3 protein-coding genes are annotated in these 18,274 nt (G+C 65.4%); all 3 read left to right on the top strand.

Annotated elements, in window-relative coordinates; all coding sequences use genetic code 11:
- The first annotated feature begins 6 nt into the window (after positions 1-6).
- Positions 7-1,053 carry a TauD/TfdA family dioxygenase gene (locus tag QNH97_RS11580; RefSeq protein ID WP_283556932.1) on the top strand — a complete coding sequence of 349 codons (1,047 nt, stop codon included), beginning with the start codon at positions 7-9 and terminating at the stop codon, positions 1,051-1,053.
- Between the two features lie 112 nt (positions 1,054-1,165).
- Positions 1,166-4,228 carry a non-ribosomal peptide synthetase gene (locus tag QNH97_RS11575; protein ID WP_283556931.1) on the top strand — a complete coding sequence of 1,021 codons (3,063 nt, stop codon included), beginning with the start codon at positions 1,166-1,168 and terminating at the stop codon, positions 4,226-4,228.
- A gap of 58 nt (positions 4,229-4,286) precedes the next feature.
- Positions 4,287-18,233, top strand: coding sequence for a non-ribosomal peptide synthase/polyketide synthase (locus QNH97_RS11570; RefSeq protein ID WP_283556930.1), 13,947 nt, complete (start codon positions 4,287-4,289; stop codon positions 18,231-18,233).
- The last annotated feature ends 41 nt before the right edge of the window (positions 18,234-18,274 follow it).

Raw genomic sequence — 18,274 nt, 5'->3', positions numbered from 1 at the left:
GCCGTTATGTCTATCGTGCCCCCATCGCCACGCGCCCTTGGCGCCGTGCGTCGCAAAGCCATGAACGTCTCGGAGCAGCAACTGGTTACCGAGCGCTTGCTCAGCCCGGAGCATGCCCTGCCCCTGGTCATCGAGCCGGCGGTCAGTGACGTCGATCTGGTCGCCTGGGCCACCCGGGAACGCGAATCGCTGGAAAAGAAACTGCTGGAGTACGGCGCCCTGCTGTTTCGCGGATTCAACGTCGCGTCCGTCGAGCAGTTCGACCAGGTAATTGCCGCCCTCTCCCCCGGGGCGCTGGAGTACATGTTCCGTGCCTCGCCGCGGACCCGGGTCGGCGGCAACATCTACACCTCGACCGACTACCCGGCCGACCAGATGATTTTCCCCCACAACGAGCACTCCTATTCGCCGCGCTTCCCGCTGCGGCTGTTCTTCTACTGCCAACTGGCGTCCGAGACCGGTGGTGAAACCCCGATTGGCTCGACCCGCGCCGTGAAGGCCGGGATCAGCCCACAAATCGAAGCGCGGTTCCGGGAAAAAGGCGTGCTGTACGTGCGCAACTATGGCGACGGTTTCGGCCTGCCGTGGCAGACCGTGTTCCAGTCCGAAGACCGCGGCGAAGTGGAAGCCTACTGCGCCAGCGTCGGCATCGAAGTGGAATGGAAAGAGAACAATCGCCTGCGCACCCGCCAGCGCGGGCCGGCCGTGGTGCGTCACCCGCGCACCGGCGAAGAGGTCTGGTTCAACCACGCGACGTTCTTCCACATCAGCACCCTGCCCCCCGCGATCCGTGATTCGCTGCAAAGCAACTTCAACGACCTCGACCTGCCCACCAACACCTTTTATGGCGACGGTGAGCCGATCGAGCCGCACGTACTGGAATCCCTGCGTGCGGCTTACCTCGACTCGCTGGTGCGCTTCAGTTGGCAACAGGGGGATGTGTTGTTCATCGACAACATGCTCGCGGTACACGGTCGCGAACCCTTTACCGGCAAGCGCGCAATCATGACCGGCATGGCAGAAGCCCTGCTGTCGAGCGACGTTGCCGTCTGACATTCAACGGGAGCGCCCATCGCTCGCAGGAGGCTTGCCTGACTCAGGTTCAGCAAGCCCCGGCATCTGCGCGGCGCCCCAGGTTCAAGCCCTTTTTTCAGTCGAGTTGAACATGAGCGGACTTCAAGGTTTTCGTATTTCGCCGCAACAGGCATCGGTGTATTCCCACATCAACGGCGCGGCAGAACACCCGTTCAGTTGTCATTTGCAATGGTCGGTGTCCCAGCCGCTGGATGTCGAAACGCTGAACAACCGGCTCCAGGCACTGGTGGCCGGCAGTGAAATCCTGCGCACACGCCTGATGCCCGTGCCGGGCCTGCGCCACCCGGTGCAGGTGATTGACGACGCCGGCTCGCGGGCGGTGGACCTGCTGGACCTGCAACAACAAAGTCCGGCCGAGCAGGATGCCGCGCTGAAGGGCCTGACCGCCCAGCCCCGGGACTGGACCACCGCCTTGTTCGTGACCCTGGTACGTTTGTCCGAGGGGCAAGCGGTATTGGACCTGGCGGCCGCCAGCAGCCACTTCGACCTCGCCAGCCTGAAATGGCTGGCCGGTGCATTGCTCCAGGACACCCCTGCGGACCTGTCCGAAAGCTTGCAGTACGCCGACTATGCCGAATGGCGCTGGAGCCTGGTCGAAGACGAGCCAGACCATCCGGGCGTGGCCTTCTGGAAACCCTCGAGCGAGACCGAACAGCCCACCTTGCAACTGTCCCTTGAATCGGCCAGCGCAGGCGGGTTTGCGCCGGCGCGGCAGGACCTGGCACTGCCGGTCGACCTCGCCGGCCATCCAGCCCTGACCTCTGATCTGATGTTGGCGGCGTGGGCTGCGGTACTGGGACGACTGGCTGGCCAGCAACACGTTCCGCTCACCCTGATCCACGAAAGCCGAGGCGCGGAACTGGAAAACGCCCTGGGCCTGTTCGAACAGTGCCTGCCCGTGAGCATCGAACTGGATGCCCAGGCGACCCTGCGGGAACAAAGCTCACAGGTCGGCGCCACCGTCGAACGAACCGTCGGCTGGCAGGACTATTACACCGGCAACCTCACCGGCGGATACGCCTTTGCCTGGCGCTCGGGCGATGCCCAGGAACGCTATGCCGGGGCACTGATGAACCCGGTGAAGGCCTGCCTGAACGTACGTCAGTTACCCGCCAGCCTGCACGCGCACCTGATTTACGATCGCCACGTACTCAGCGCCGAAGCCGCAAGCTGCCTCGCCGAGCAATGGCTGCAATTGCTGCAGGGCGCCTTGGCCGAACCGCAACGGGCCTGGGCCCATCTGCCCCTGAGTGGGCCGTTGCAATCGCAGATTATCGGCACCGGGCCGAGCGTACCGTCAATCGAACCGCTGACGCTGGTGGAGTTGATTGCCCGTCAGGTTCGTCAACAGCCGGACGCCATCGCCCTCAGCGACAAGGACGGCGACCTCAGCTACAGCCGCCTCGACGCCTGCGCCACGCACCTGGCCCAGCGACTGGTCGCGGCCGGCATCGGCCCAGGGGTGCCCGTCGGCATTCTGTTCGCCCGCAGCAACGCGGCCATTGTCGCCATGCTCGCGGTGTTGAAAGCCGGTGGCGCCTACGTGCCCATCGACCCGACCTACCCAGCCGATCGCCGCGCCTACATGCTCGCCGACAGCGCCATCGCCCACATCGTCGTCAGCGCTGAACTGGCCGACAGCGTGCCGGCCAGCCTGCAACGCTTCGTGCTGCAAGACCTGACCGCACAGGACGCCAGCGAGCTGCCGGCCCTGCCCCTGCCGGCTGCGACCGACCTGGCGTACCTGATCTACACCTCCGGCTCCACCGGTGCGCCGAAAGCCGTGGAAATCAGCCACGGCGCCCTGAGTTTTTCGACCCAGGTGCGCATGGCCGCCTATGAGACCCCGGTGCGCGCCTACCTGCTGCTGTCATCCTTTGCCTTCGACAGCTCGGTCGCCGGGATTTTCTGGACGCTGGCCCAAGGTGGCCGCCTGGTATTGCCCGCCACCGGCGAAGAACTGGAGATGGCGCGCCTGGTCCAGCTGATTGCCCAGCATCAGGTCAGCCATGGCCTGTCGCTGCCATCGCTGTATCAGGCCCTGCTCGATCAACTGCAGCGCAGCGGCGCCACCGACCACCTCGAGTGCTGGATTGTCGCCGGTGAAGCCTGCCCGCCGTCGCTGATCGCCCAACACAGCAAGACCCTGCCACAGGCTCGGCTGGTGAATGAATACGGCCCCACCGAAGCCACGGTCTGGGCCACCTATGAAGTGCTGGAGCCAAACCGCAGCGTCAGCATCGGACGCCCCATCGCCGGCATGGACCTGCGCATCCTGAACGAACTCGACACCACCAGTGGCATCGGTGAACCCGGGGAAATCGTCCTCGCCGGGCCGACCCTGGCCCGCGGCTATCGCAACAAACCCGAAGAAACCGCCAAGGCCTTCGTCACCCTGGCCGATGGCACCCGCGCCTACCGCACGGGCGACCTGGCGTGCTGGCTGGCGGACGGGCGCCTGGCGTTCCTCGGTCGCAAGGACCATCAGGTCAAGGTGCGCGGCTACCGCATCGAGCTCGGCGAAATCGAACGTCAATTGTGCAGCCACAGCGACGTGCGCGAAGCCGCGGTGATCGTCCAGGAGCACGCCGCTGGCAAGCGCCTGCTGGCCTATATCCTGGCCGCCCACGGTTACGCACCGGACTCCGAGGCGATCAAGCGCTTCCTCGGTGAGCGCCTGCCGTCGTACATGGTGCCGGCCCGGGTGCTGACCCTGGCGACCTTTCCGCGCACGCCCAACGGCAAGCTCGATACCCGCCAGTTGCCCGACCCGGATCAGTTCGACGAAAGCGCCCACGTGGCGCCGCGCAATGCCATGGAAACGACCCTGCAAGCCATCGTCGCCAAGGTCTTGAAACTCGCGAGCGTGAGCGTCACCGACAACTTCTTCGCCATCGGCGGCGACTCGATCCTGAGCCTGCAAGTGGTGGCCCAGGCCCATGAGCAAGGCATCGCGCTGTCGGCCAAGCAAGTCTTCGAACGCCAGACCATCGCGGCCATGGCCGAGGTCGCGCAAGCGCTGGATACGAGCGCCGTCGAGCCAGCCACCGACAGTGCCGAGTTCAGTGCCTCGGGCCTGTCCGATGACGAAATGCAAGCGCTGATGGCCGAACTGAACGAGGCCGACCTGTGACCGGTTCCTCACGCCGCCGTGCCCTCACCGTCGCCCCTTTTTCCGCAGGACGCTTTCAATGACCACCGAAAAAACCACCGGCAATCCGATCGAAGACGTTTACCCGCTGTCGCCGTTGCAGCAAGGGATGTTGTTCCACTCCCTGCTCCACGAAGACTCCGGTGTCTACCTGATGCAGGATCGCTACCGCATCGGCGGGGCCATTGATGAAGTGGCGTTCCTGGAGTCGTGGCGCCAGGTGGTGGCGCTGCACCCTTCCCTGCGCGCCAGTTTCCAATGGAAAAGCCAGAAGCAACCGGTGCAGGTGATCCATCGCGAGGTCAAGGTACCGCTGGACACCCTCGACCTGCGCGGGCTCGCCCCCCATGAGCAGGAAGCGCGGATCCGCACGCTGTTGGAAGACGAACAGAAGGTCGGCTTCAACCTGTCGAAGCCGCCGCTGATTCGCTTCCGGCTGGTGCGCTTGGCCGATGAGTCCTACGAATTCATCCGCAGCTTCCACCACATCCTGATGGACGCCTGGTGCATTTCCCTGGTGACCGTGGACTTCCTCAAAGTCTACGAGGCGCTGTGCAACGACCGCACGCCGGAACTGAAAAGCCCTCGGCCGTTTCGCGATTACATCCAGTGGCTGCAACGCCAGGATGCGAGCAAGGCCGAGCAATTCTGGCGCGGCCAACTGCAAGGTCTCAACGCTCCCACACCGCTAACCGTGGACAACGGCGTGACCCGCGACCGCTACACCGATGCGGTGCTGGTGGACGACCAACTGATTCACCTGAACGAGCAGGAAACCCAAGCGCTGGCGGCGTTCTGCCGCAGTCGCCGGATCACCCCGAACACGTTTTTCCAGGGTGTCTGGTCGTTGCTGCTGTCGCGCTACAGCGGGCAACAGGACGTGGTGTTCGGCGTCACCGTGGCCGGTCGTCCGGCAGACCTGACCGGTGTAGCGGAAATGATCGGGCTGTTCATCAACACGCTGCCACTGCGAGTTTCGGTGGACCCGAACGCCTCGCTCGGCAGTTGGCTGGGCGCCCTGCAAGGGCTCAACGTCGACATGCGCGACTTTGAACACACGCCCTTGACCGATATTCAAGGCTGGAGCGATTTCCCTCGGGGCGAAACCCTGTTCGACAGCATCCTGGTGTTCGAGAACGCGCCCATCGATGAACAGATCCTCGAAGGTGGTTTCCAGTTCAGCCTTGAAGGCATGGACCACAGCGTGCACACCCACTACGGCCTGACCGTGGTCATTCTGCCTGGCGAACAGCTGGGCATTCGCGTGTCCTACGACCGTGAACGTTTTGAAGCCGCCACCGTGCAGCGCCTGCTAGGCCATATCGCCAGCCTGGTGCGCAGCATGCTCGCCGCACCCGACGCGCGGCTGGGCAGCTTCGAGGTGCTGGCCGCCGAGGAGCGCCAGCAGTTATTGGGCGAGTGGGCGGTCAACCCTCACGATTTCCCCCTGGATCAAAGCTACGCCGAATTGTTCGCCGCCCAGGTCGCCCAACGCGGTGAGCAGGTCGCCGCGATCTGCGCCGGTGAATCCCTGACCTATGCCGAGCTGGACCAGCGCTCCACGCGCCTGGCCCACGCTTTGCGTGAGGCCGGTGCCGGTGAAGACCAGCTGGTAGCACTGGTGGCCCCCCGTGGCCTGGCGCTGTTGACCATGATGCTTGCGGTGTTCAAGGCGGGCGCAGCGATGCTGCCCCTTGAAGTCAATCATCCGCCCGAACGTCTTCGGGAAATCCTCAAGCTGTCCGGCGCGCCGTTGCTGGTCGCTAGCGAAGCTTGCAGCGGTCTGCTCGATCAATTGCTCAGTGGCCCCGACAGGGCGCCCGAGGCGCTGTTCGCCGAAGCCTGCTGGACGTCCGGCGACGATTCACCATTGCCTGTGCTCGGTGGCCCGGGCAGCCTGGCCTACGTGCTGTTCACCTCGGGTTCGACCGGCACGCCGAAGGGCGTGATGATCGAACAACGGGGCATGCTCAATAATATCTTCGGCAAGGTGCCGGCCCTGGGGCTCAACGCCGCCGACCGGATCCCCCAGACCGCTTCGGTGGCGTTCGACATTTCCGTGTGGCAGTTCCTGGCCGCGCCGGTGCTCGGTGCCACCGTGCATATTCTTGCGGACGAAGTCGCCCACGACCCGCAGCGCCTGCTGCAAGTGCTGGCCAGTGAGCGCCTGAGCGTGCTGGAAATTGTCCCGAGCCTGATGCGCACATTGCTCGCGCTGTGCCCGTGCGACCTGCAATTGCCTGAGCTGCGCTGGGTACTGCCCACCGGTGAAGCCCTGCCGCCGACCGTGGCCCGGGACTGGTTTGCGCGCTTCCCCGACATCGCCTTGATGAACGCCTACGGGCCGGCCGAGTGTGCCGACGACGTGGCCTTCCAGCCGATCTTCGAAGCACCGGCCGCCGACGTCAGCCACATGCCCATCGGCCAGCCGACCGCCAACAACCGCCTGTATGTCCTGGACGACTCCCTGCGCCCGGTGCCCGTTGGCGTGGCCGGGGAAATCTGTGTCGGTGGCGTCGGCGTCGGCCGTGGCTACCTGCACGACCCACAGCGCACCGCTGACGCATTCATCGACCATCCCCAGCTTGAAGGCCGCGTGTACCGCACCGGTGACTTGGGACGCTGGCGCGCAGACGGGGTGATCGAATATCTCGGCCGCCGCGACCAGCAGGTGAAACTGCGTGGACACCGCATCGAGCTGACCGAAATCGAACACCGTCTGGCCCAGCACTCCAACGTACGCGAAGCCGCGGTCCTGCTGCGGGAAAACACCGTCGGCGAAGCCTGGCTGGTGGCCTACTGGTCGGCCCATGACGAAGCCCTCGGCAGCGACGGCCTGAGCGAACACCTGCGGTCCCAATTGCCGCCGTACATGGTGCCGGCCGCCTTCGTCTGCCTGGACAGCCTGCCCCTGAACAACAACGGCAAGGTCGACCGCAAGGCCCTGGCCGCCCGGGAACTGGATTGGCAGGCCGACGCGGAGGAAAGCATCGCGCCGCGCAACGCATTGGAAACTACCGTGGCGTCCATCTGGTCCGAGGTCCTGGGCCGCGATACGGTCGGCGTGGAAGACAACTTCTTCACCCTCGGCGGGCACTCGTTGCTGGCCACCCAGATCGTTGCTCGCCTGCGCACCCAGTTCAAACTCGACCTGCCGTTGCGGGTACTGTTCGAGCACCCGACCGTGGCCTTGCTGGCTACAGCCATCGCCGCGCGCCAGGCCCAGGCCGCCGCACCGCAAACCGCTACAATCAGTGCGCTCAAAGCCCAGCCACGCCCAGCGCTGCTGCCGCTGTCGTTCTCGCAACAACGGCTGTGGTTCATCGAGCAACTGACGCCGGGCACCACGTTGTTCAACATCCCGTTCGCCCTGGATCTGAAAGGCGAACTCAATGTCCAGGCGCTGCACGCCAGTCTGAACGACCTGTTGGCGCGCCATGAAATCCTGCGCACCGGCATCCACAGCACCGACGGCGTCCCATGCCAGCGCATCGCCGAGTCCCTGGACATCGCGCTGCCCTTCGAGGACTTGTCGGGCCTGACCGCCACCGCTCGCGAAGGTGCGCAGTTCAACGCCCTGCAAGACACCTTCGAGCAGCCGTTCGACCTGACCTGCCCACCGTTACTGCGGGCGCGTTTGCTGCGCCTGGGGCCGGGCGAGCATGTGTTGGGCATCGCCCTGCACCACCTGGTCTCGGACGCCTGGTCGGCGACCATTGCCCTGCGCGAACTGGCCTTGGGCTATGAAGCCCGCTGCAACGGCGCACCCGCCGAACTGCCAGCCCTGCCGGTGCAATACGCCGACTTCGCGCTCTGGCAACGCGAACATCTACAAGGCGCCGAACTCAAGCGCCAACTCGATTACTGGACCACCACCCTCGACCGTCGCGACAGCGAAGCCAGCCCATTGCTGGCCCTGCCCACCGATCATCCACGACCCTCGGTGCAAAGCTACCGGGCCGGGATCGTGCAGCGTGAACTCAGCGCCGACCTCAGTGGCCGGGTGCAAGCCTTTGCCAGCCGCCTCGGTACCACACCGTTCAGCGTCCTGTTCGCCGGCTTCGCCGTGTTGATGCACCGCTTGAGCGGCGATGCCACGGTGCTCGTCGGCACGCCCGTGACCCACCGTGAACAACCGGGCACCGAAGGCCTGTTGGGCATTTTGTTGAACAACCTGGCGATCCGGGCGGACTTCGCACCGCAAGCGGACTTCACCGCCCTGGTCAAACAGGTCGCCGAACGTCTGCGCACTGGCCTGCTGCACCAGGACCTGCCGTTCGAGCAACTGGTGGACAGCCTGCAACTGCCCCGCAGCCTCAGCCATGCCCCGCTGTACCAGGTGATGGTCGCCCAGCAACTGGCCATGGAATCGCGGTTGCGCTTCCCCGGGCTGGCATTCGAAGCACTGGACACGCCGCTGCGCCACTCCGAATGCGACCTGGACCTGCACGTGCTGTGCCCGGCGAATGCACCGATCCAGCTGGAGCTGATGTTCGCCCTGGACCTGTTCGTTGTCGACAGCGCCCGGCAGACCCTGGCCCGCCTGGAGCACCTGCTCGAGCAAATGCTCGCCGAACCGCAACGTCCGGTGGCCGCCTTGCCCCTGCTGATGGACGCGGAATGGCAGCGCACCGTGGTCGAGTGGAACCGTACCGAGATGGAGGTGCCGCGACACCTGACGTTCGCCCAACTGTTCGAACAACAGGCCGAGCGCACCCCGGAGCGTGACGCACTGAGTTTCGAAGGGCGCAGCCTGAGCTACGGCGAGCTGAACCGGCGGGCCAACCAGGTGGCGCATTACCTGCGCGGCCGTGGTGTGGTCGCCAACAGTCCGGTGGCGCTGTGTGTCGAACGTTCGCTGGAGCTGCTGATTGGCTTGTTGGGCATTCTCAAGTCCGGTGGCGCCTATGTACCGCTGGACCCGACCTACCCAGTGGATCGCCTGGCCTACATGCTCGAAGACGCCCAGCCGACGTTGTTCCTCGGCCAACAGGGCCTGTTGGAACAACTGGGTGCCGACCTGCCACGCCTGCGCCTGGACAGCGACGCGGCCCTGTTCGCCGATCAACCGGACAGCAACCCTGCCCCGCTCGCCGGTCCGCAAGACCTGGCCTACATCATGTACACCTCTGGCTCGACCGGTAAGCCCAAGGGCACCCTGGTGACCAACGGTTCGGTGGTCAACCTGGCCTGGGCGCGTATCCATGGCTTGTACCGCCGCTACACCGACCAGCCGCTGCGCACCAGTTTCAACTACTCCTTCGCCTTCGACAGTTCGGTGGCTGAGCTGATTCTGCTGCTCGACGGCCACAGCCTGTACCTGACCCCGGAAGACGTGCGCTACGACCCCGAGGCCCTGGCGCAATTTTTCCGTGACACCCGCCTGGACGCCTTCGAGTGCACCCCGGCACAGCTCAAGACCCTGCTGGAAAGCGACGGCGTGCGCCGTGGCGAGGTGTACCTGCCGCGCTTCGTACTGTTCGGTGGCGACGCGGTGGATGCACAGCTGTGGCAGCGCCTGCCGTCAATTGCCGGCAGCCGTTTCTTCAACACCTACGGCCCGACCGAATGCACGGTGGATGCCACCGGTTGCGCGGTGGATGACTATCCCCAGCGACCAATCATCGGGCGTCCGATTGCCAACGTGCGTACCTACGTGCTCGACGCCTTCCTCAACCCGATGCCGGTGGGCGTCCCGGGGGAACTGCACATCGGCGGTGCCGGCGTGACCCTGGGTTACCTCAACCGTGCCGAGCAGACCGCGAAGGTGTTCATCGAAGACCCGTTCTCGCCGCTCCCTGGGGCGCGGATGTACAAGTCCGGCGACCTGGTGCGCTGGTTGCCCGATGGCCAGCTCGAATACCTGGGGCGCATGGATCACCAAGTGAAGATCCGTGGCTTCCGCGTCGAACTGGGGGAAATCGAAACCTTGATCGGCGCCCAACCGGGCGTGCGCCAGGCCGTGGTGCTGGCCCGCGAAGACGTGCCTGGCGACAAGCGCCTGGTGGCCTACGTCACCTGCGACCAGCAGGCCGATATCAACGCCTGGCGCAAAACCATTGGCGCCGCCCTGCCCGACTACATGGTGCCTTCGGCCTTTGTGCTGCTCGATGAGCTGCCGCTGACCGACAACGGCAAACTCAACCGCAAGGCCTTGCCGGCCCCGGACATTCAAGCCGCGCCGGATGCCCTGGATCCGCCACGCAGCGCCGCCGAACAACAACTCGCCACCCTGTGGTCCGAGTTGCTGAAAGTGCCGTCGACGCAGATCGGTCGTGACAGTCACTTCTTCTACCTCGGCGGCCACTCGCTGCTGGCGGCGACGTTGTTTGCCCGTCTGCGCCAACAGTTCACCACGGTGCCGCCGCTGCGGGCGGTGTTCGAGCACCCGACCCTCGAAGCCTTGGCCGCGCTGCTCGGCGCTCCCCTGCAAGGGCCAGCGGCGACGTTCAGCCCTGCGCCGCGCCCCGCGCGGCTGCCGTTGTCGTTCGAACAGCAACGCTTGTGGTTCCTTGAACAACTGAGCACAGGCGGTGGCGAGTACAACGTGGTCAGCGCCGTGCAACTGGACGGTGAACTCAATACCCTGGCCCTGCAAGCAGCCCTGGACAGCGTGGTCCAACGCCACGAAATCCTGCGCAGCCGCATCGTGCGCGATCACGACGGCGAGCTGATGCTGGTGGTCGAACCGCAGGTCGAGATCAGCTTGCGAGCCATCACACTGGAGGCGGCCTCCGACGCCAGCTGGCAACAGTTGAGCGACGACGCCATCCACGAAGAAACCGGACGGCGTTTCGACCTCGCCGTCGATGTACCCGTGCGTGCCACGCTGATACAACGCAGCGGCCGCGCCCAGGCGTTGCTGTTGCTCACCGTGCACCACTGCGCCACCGATGATGCCTCCAGCCAGAATCTGCTGGACGAACTGGGGCGCTTCTACACCGCCCAATGCCAGGGCACTGCGCCAGCGCTGCCGAACCTGGCCCTGCAATACCCCGATTACGCCCTCTGGCAGCGTGAGCCCGGCCAACAGACAGCGTTCAGCAGTCAATTGGAATACTGGCGCGACCAACTGGAGGACGGCGACTACCTGCTGGACCTGCCCACCGAACAAGGCCGTCCAGACCAACTCGCCCCGGCTGCCGGCGCCGTTCAACTGCAATTGCCGCCGGAGCTGGTGACACGCCTGCGCCAGTTCGCCCAGCAACGTGGCGCCACCCTGTACATGCTGATGCTCGGTGCGGCGCAGTTGCTCTTGGGCCGCTACGCCAACCAGCGCGACGTGCGCATCGGCAGCCCGGTGGCCCAACGTCCATTCGCCGAGCTGCAACCGCTGATCGGCTGCTTCGTCAACACCGTGGTCATGCGTGCCGATCTTGATCCGACACTGGACTTCGAAGGTTTGCTGAGTCAGGTGCGCAATCGCGTGCTGGATGCCCAGCAGCATCAGGACGTGCCGTTCGACCAGGTGGTGGAGCATCTCAAGCCTTCCCGCAGTCTTGGCCAGACACCGTTGTTCCAGGTGCTGTTCGCCATGCAGAACGCCGACTCATCGAACCAGCACTGGCCGCAGTTGCACGTCAGCGAGCGGGCCGTGACCGCCCAGGCCACCAAGTACGACCTGAACTGGGAAGTGCACGACGGCGAAGTGCTGTCGGTGCTGCTGGAGTACCGCGCTGCGTTGTTCAGTGAAACCACGGCCCGGCGTTGGCTGGCGCAATGGCAACAACTGCTGGAAACCATGCTCGAGGCGCCACAGACCCGCCTCAAAGAGTGGACGCCGTTGGCGGCGGCTGAGCGTCAGCGTCAACTGGTCGAGTGGAACGCCACCGACCGTCACTACAGCGGGCCGAGCAACCTGCACACTGCCCTGAGCCAACAGGCCGCCCTGAGTCCCTACGCCCCGGCGTTGGTGTTCGAAGGCCAGCGCCTGACCTACGCCGAGCTGGACCAACAGGCCCAAGCCGTGGCCCGGGCCTTGCGCGCAGCCGGTATCGGTGCCGAGCACATCGTGCCGGTGTGCATGGAACGCTCGGTGGAAATGGTCGTGGCCTTGCTCGGCATCGTGCATGCCGGCGCCGCGTGGCTGCCGCTGGATCCGGAGTTGCCCGCCGCGCGCCTGGCCTTCCTGATCGATGACGCCGACGCCCAAGTCACCTTGACCCAGGCGCAGTGGTTGTCGAATCTGCCGGCCGGGCATCAGGCCTGGACCCTCGACGCCCTGCCCTCTGCCCCTGCGTTCGAACCGATCAGCGTCGGCGCCAGTGACTTGGCCTACGTGCTCTACACCTCCGGTTCCACCGGCCAACCGAAAGGCGTGATGAACGAACACGGCGCCTTGATGAACCGCCTGTACTGGATGCAGGACGCGTTTCCGATTGGCCCGAACGACCGCGTCTTGCAGAAAACCCCGTACAGCTTCGACGTGTCGGTGTGGGAGTTCTTCTGGCCGCTGATCACCGGCGCCACCCTGGTGGTGGCCCGTCCGGACGGTCATCGCGACCCGGCCTACCTCAGCCAGTTGATCCAGCAGGAACGGGTCACCACCCTGCACTTCGTCCCGTCGATGCTGCGTGCCTTTGTCGAAGAGCCGAGCCTGGCCGACTGCAAGAGTCTGCGCCAAGTGTTCGCCAGCGGCGAAGCGCTGCCGGTGGACCTGGTACGGCGTTTCATGGGCCAACACCCGGCGGCCCTGGTCAATCTGTACGGCCCGACTGAAGCGGCCATCGACGTCTCGGTCTGGCGTTGCTCGGCGGACGACCTGATCGTGCCGATTGGCAAACCGATCGCCAACCTGCGCCTGTACATCCTCGATGAAAACCAGCAGCCGCTGCCCATTGGCAGCATCGGCGAGCTGTACATCGGCGGTGTCGGTGTCGCCCGAGGCTACCTCAAGCGTGCGGACCTGACTGAAGAACGCTTTATCGCCAGCCCGTTCATCGACGGTGATCGCCTGTACCGCACCGGCGACCGTTGCCGCTTCCTCGCCGATGGCAACATCGAGTACCTGGGTCGCCTCGACCATCAGGTGAAGCTGCGCGGCCAGCGGATCGAACTGGGGGAAATCGACGCTGAGCTGCTGGCGCAAGCCGGCGTTCGCGACGCCGCGACCTTGCTGCTCGACCAACGCCTGGTGAGTTTCTGGTGCGGTGACGCCGATGAAGCCAGCATTCGTGACGCGCTACGCGTCTGCTTGCCCTCGCACATGCTGCCAAGCGTCTTTGTGCAACTCGACAACCTGCCACTCAACAGCAACGGCAAGCTGGACCGCAAGGCCTTGGCCGCCACGCCGCTGCCGGAAAGCCAGCGCGACCAGGCGCACACGGCGCCACGCAATGCCACCGAAGCGGTGCTCTGCGAATTGTTCGGCGAAGTGCTGGAATGCTCGAACGTCGGCATCGAAGACCACTTCTTCCAACTCGGCGGCCACTCCTTGCTGGCCACCCGCCTGGTCAGCCGGGTCCGCGAACGCCTGGGCGTTTCCTTGCCGCTGACGCTGGTGTTTGCCCAACCGACGGTGGCGGCCCTGGCCGCTCATCTGCAAGCGGCGATGCCGGGCGAGATGATCACCGCGCAAGCGCGTCCGGCGCAGTTGCCGCTGGGTCTGGCTCAACGCCGGTTCTGGATGCTCAGCCGCCTGGTGCCGGAGTCCCGCGAATACCACATGCCGTTCGCCCTGACCTTGCGTGGCGAGGTTCAGGTCCGCGCCTTGCGTGAGGCATTCGAACAGCTCAGCCAACGCCACCTGGTACTGCGCAGCCGTATTGTCGAGGTCCAGGGCGAACCGCAGTTGCTGATCGACGACCACGGGCCTGGGCTCGTGGTCACTTCAGTCGCCGATCAGGACTGGGCATCGGCCTGCACTCACGCTCAGGACGCGCTGATGGCGCCGTTCGACCTGGCGGCCGTCGCGCCTTGGCGTGCGCACCTGTTGCAACGCCAGGGCAGCGACGAACACCGGTTGCTGGTGTGCCTGCACCACAGCGCCACCGACGGTTGGGCCATGCAGTTGCTCATCGACGAGTTGACCCAGGCCTACGCCGCTGGCCTGAACGGGCAGTCGCCCGCCTGGACGCCACTGGAGATCGACTACGTCGATTTCGCCCTGTGGCAACAGCACCCGGACACCCAGGCACGGCGCAATACCAGCCTGGACTATTGGAAAAACCATCTGGGCCAGGACGATTATCAGCTCGACCTGCCCCTCGACCATCCACGCGGCGCCGAAGCGGATCGCCGTGCCCGGCAACTGAGCGTCAGCCTCGGCGTGCAACGGGCCGAAGCGATTCGTCAGTTCGCCCGTCAGCGCGGTACGACCAGCTACGTGGTGCTGGCCACGGCCCTGAGCGCGTTGTTGGCGCGGTACAGCGGCCAGCGGGAAATTCGCCTCGGCACCCCGGCGGACCAGCGTGACCAGCCGCAAACCCAGACGCTGCTGGCCTGCCTGGTCAACACCCTGGTGATCCGCAGCGAAGTCGACCAGCGGGCCCCGGCCGAACAGTTGCTCGCCAGCCTCGAGGCCGACCTGCGCGCGGCCCAGGCCCACGCCGACCTGCCGTTCGCCACCTTGGTCAGCGCCGTCGCCCAGCATCGCGACCTGAACCGTACGCCGCTGTTCCAGGTGCTGTTCTCCCTCAACTATGGCCGCGTGGACAGCCGCCAATGGCCAGGGCTGAACGTCGAAGAACAGACGCTGCCGGTGATCGACGCCAAGTTTGAACAGACCTGGGAAGTCCAGGACGACGGCAGCGACATGACGCTGGCACTGGAATACCAATCGGCGTTGTTCGACGAATCGACGATGCAGCGCTGGAGCACACAATGGTGTGCGCTGCTCGACGCATTGGTGGCGACACCAGGACGCACGCTGGTCGAACTGTTCCCGCAACAACAGGATCAGCAGCAACTGGACCGCTGGAACGCCACCGACCGTCACTACAGCGGGCCGAGCAACCTGCACACCGCCCTGAGCCAACAGGCCGCCCTGAGTCCCAACGCCCCGGCGTTGGTGTTCGAAGGCCAGCGCCTGACCTACGCCGAGCTGGACCAACAGGCCCAAGCCGTGGCCCGGGCCTTGCGCGCAGCCGGTATCGGGGCCGAGCACATCGTCCCGGTGTGTATGGAACGCTCGGTGGAAATGGTCGTGGCCTTGCTCGGCATCGTGCATGCCGGCGCCGCGTGGCTGCCGCTGGATCCGGAGTTGCCTGCCGCGCGCCTGGCCTTCCTGATCGATGACGCCGACGCCCGGGTCACCCTGACCCAGGCGCAGTGGCTGGCGCGTCTGCCGGCCGGGCATCAGGCCTGGACCCTCGACGCCCTGCCCTCGGCCCCTGCGTTCGAACCGATCAGCGTCGGCGCCAGTGACTTGGCCTACGTGCTCTACACCTCCGGTTCCACCGGCCAACCGAAAGGCGTGATGAACGAACACGGCGCCTTGATGAACCGTCTGTACTGGATGCAGGACGCGTTTCCGATTGGCCCGAACGACCGCGTCTTGCAGAAAACCCCGTACAGTTTCGACGTGTCGGTGTGGGAGTTCTTCTGGCCGCTGATCACCGGCGCCACCCTGGTGGTGGCCCGTCCGGACGGTCATCGCGACCCGGCCTACCTCAGCCAGTTGATCCAGCAGGAACGGGTCACCACCCTGCACTTCGTCCCGTCGATGCTGCGTGCCTTTGTCGAAGAACCGAGCCTGGCCGACTGCAAGAGCCTGCGCCAGGTGTTCGCCAGCGGCGAAGCGCTGCCGGTGGACCTGGTACGGCGTTTCATGGGCCAACACCCGGCGGCCCTGGTCAACCTGTATGGCCCGACCGAAGCGGCCATCGACGTCTCGGTCTGGCGGTGCTCGGCGGACGACCTGATCGTGCCGATTGGCAAACCCATCGCCAACCTGCGCCTGTACATCCTCGATGAAAGCCTGCAACCGCTGCCCATTGGCAGCATCGGCGAGCTGTACATCGGCGGTGTCGGTGTCGCCCGTGGCTACCTCAAGCGTGCGGACTTGACTGAAGAACGCTTCCTCGCCAGCCCGTTCATCGACGGTGATCGCCTGTACCGCACCGGCGACCGTTGCCGCTTCCTCGCCGATGGCAACATCGAGTACCTGGGTCGCCTCGACCATCAGGTTAAGCTGCGCGGCCAACGGATCGAACTGGGGGAAATCGACTCAGCCCTGCTGAATCTGCCGGCAATCACCGGTGCTTGCACGCTGGTTATCGACAACCGCTTGGTGGCGTTCTACAGCAGTAGTACCGCGCAATCGGGTCTCGACACTTTGCTGGCCGCCCAATTGCCGGCGCACATGGTGCCGGCAGTGTGGGTCGAAGTTCCGGCCCTGCCCCTGAGCACCAACGGCAAGATCGACCGCAAGGCCTTGGCGGCGCTGCCGTTGCCGCACACCCAGAAAGACTACGCGGCACCGCGCAATGACCTGGAGCGCCTGCTCTGCCAGTTGTTCGGCGAACTGCTTGGCGACGCCTTGACCGGGGGGCGCGAAGTCGGCACCTCGGACAGTTTCTTCGCCTTGGGCGGTGATTCGATCCTCGGCCTGAAACTGATCTCCCGCCTGCGTGAACAGGGCTACTCGCTCACCCCGAGGGACCTGTTCCGTTCGCCGACCCCGGCCGCCCTGGCCCAGGTGACCACTGCACTTCTGACCCAGGCCGAACAGGGTGACGTGACCGGTGCGATGCCGCTGATGCCGTTGCATCAGTGGTTCTTCGATCAGCAACAACCGCAGCGCGCGCACTGGAACCAATCGGTGTTGGCCGACAGCGAGCGTCGGCTCGATCCGGTCATCGTCCAAGCCACGCTGGATCGACTGGTCGCCCACCACGATGCCTTGCGCCTGCGTTTTGCCGAGGTCGATGGGCAATGGCAGGCGCAGATCGCTCCCGTGTCGCCTGCCCGGCTGACCTGCTGCGAGCACCCGGAGCAACTGCTGCGCGTCGCCCAAAGCCTGGACCTGCAACACGGCCCGCTGTTTGCCGCGGCCCTGCTGGAAGGCACACCGCAACGCCTGTACCTGGTGGCCCATCACCTGGTAGTCGATGCGGTGTCCTGGACGCCATTGCTGGAGGACTTCCAACAGCTGTATCAAGGGCTGGAACGTGGTGAGAACCCGGCGTTGCCGGCGAAAACCACCTCTTACCGTCAATGGGCCGAGCACCTGCACGCCCATGCTGCCAAGGTCGGTGCCGAACACCGCTACTGGAGCGCCCAGACGACCGCGAACCTTCCCCCCAAGGCCACGGTTGCCGAACGCCAGACGCTGTCGGCCCGTTGGGACGCCACCCGCACCCATCAATGGCTGACCGAATCCCATGGGGCTTACCGCACGCAACCGGAAGAACTGCTGATCGCCGCCCTCGCCGCGACCTTGGCGGAAGTCGAAACCCGCCATGACATCGTGGTGGATCTGGAGCGCCACGGTCGTGACGCGCCGTTCGACGGGCTGGACGTCGGCCGCACCGTCGGCTGGTTCACCACCTTGTTCCCGCTGCGGGTGAACGCAAGCGGTGCTGCGGGCGAGCAGGTGCGCAACGCCAAGCAAGCCTTGCGCGCCGTGCCGGGCCAGGGTCTTGGCTACGGGCTGCTGCGTCAGCGCGGCGAATTGCCGGCCAGCCACGGCGATGTGCTGTTCAACTACCTGGGGCATGAGCAAACGCCGGAAGGCTGGTTGCGCGCCAGCAACCTGACCCCGCCAGCGGACGTAGCGCCGGCAAACCGGGTGACCCACGCCCGGGAAGTGGTGGCCTGGCTGGAGGACGGCGTGTTGCGTGTCGAGTGGCACAGCGTCACCCCGGGCACCGACAGTCGTCTGCCTGCCCGCCTGCTGGAACATCTGCAAGCGCTGGTTGAACACTGCCTCGACCCCCAGGCCGGTTCGCTGATGCCATCGGACTTCCCGCTGGCCAAGGCGCTGAATCAGAAGTCCCTGGACAAACTGCTGGGCAAGCTCAAGACCAAACCGAATTCACAAAGCTAGTGAGCGACGCGGCGCCGCTGGGTCATCACCGACCACTGCGG

This window comes from Pseudomonas sp. G2-4, from assembly GCF_030064125.1.
Lineage (GTDB): Bacteria > Pseudomonadota > Gammaproteobacteria > Pseudomonadales > Pseudomonadaceae > Aquipseudomonas.
Note: the sequence above shows the minus strand (reverse complement) of the source record. Positions and strands in the feature narration are given on the sequence as shown.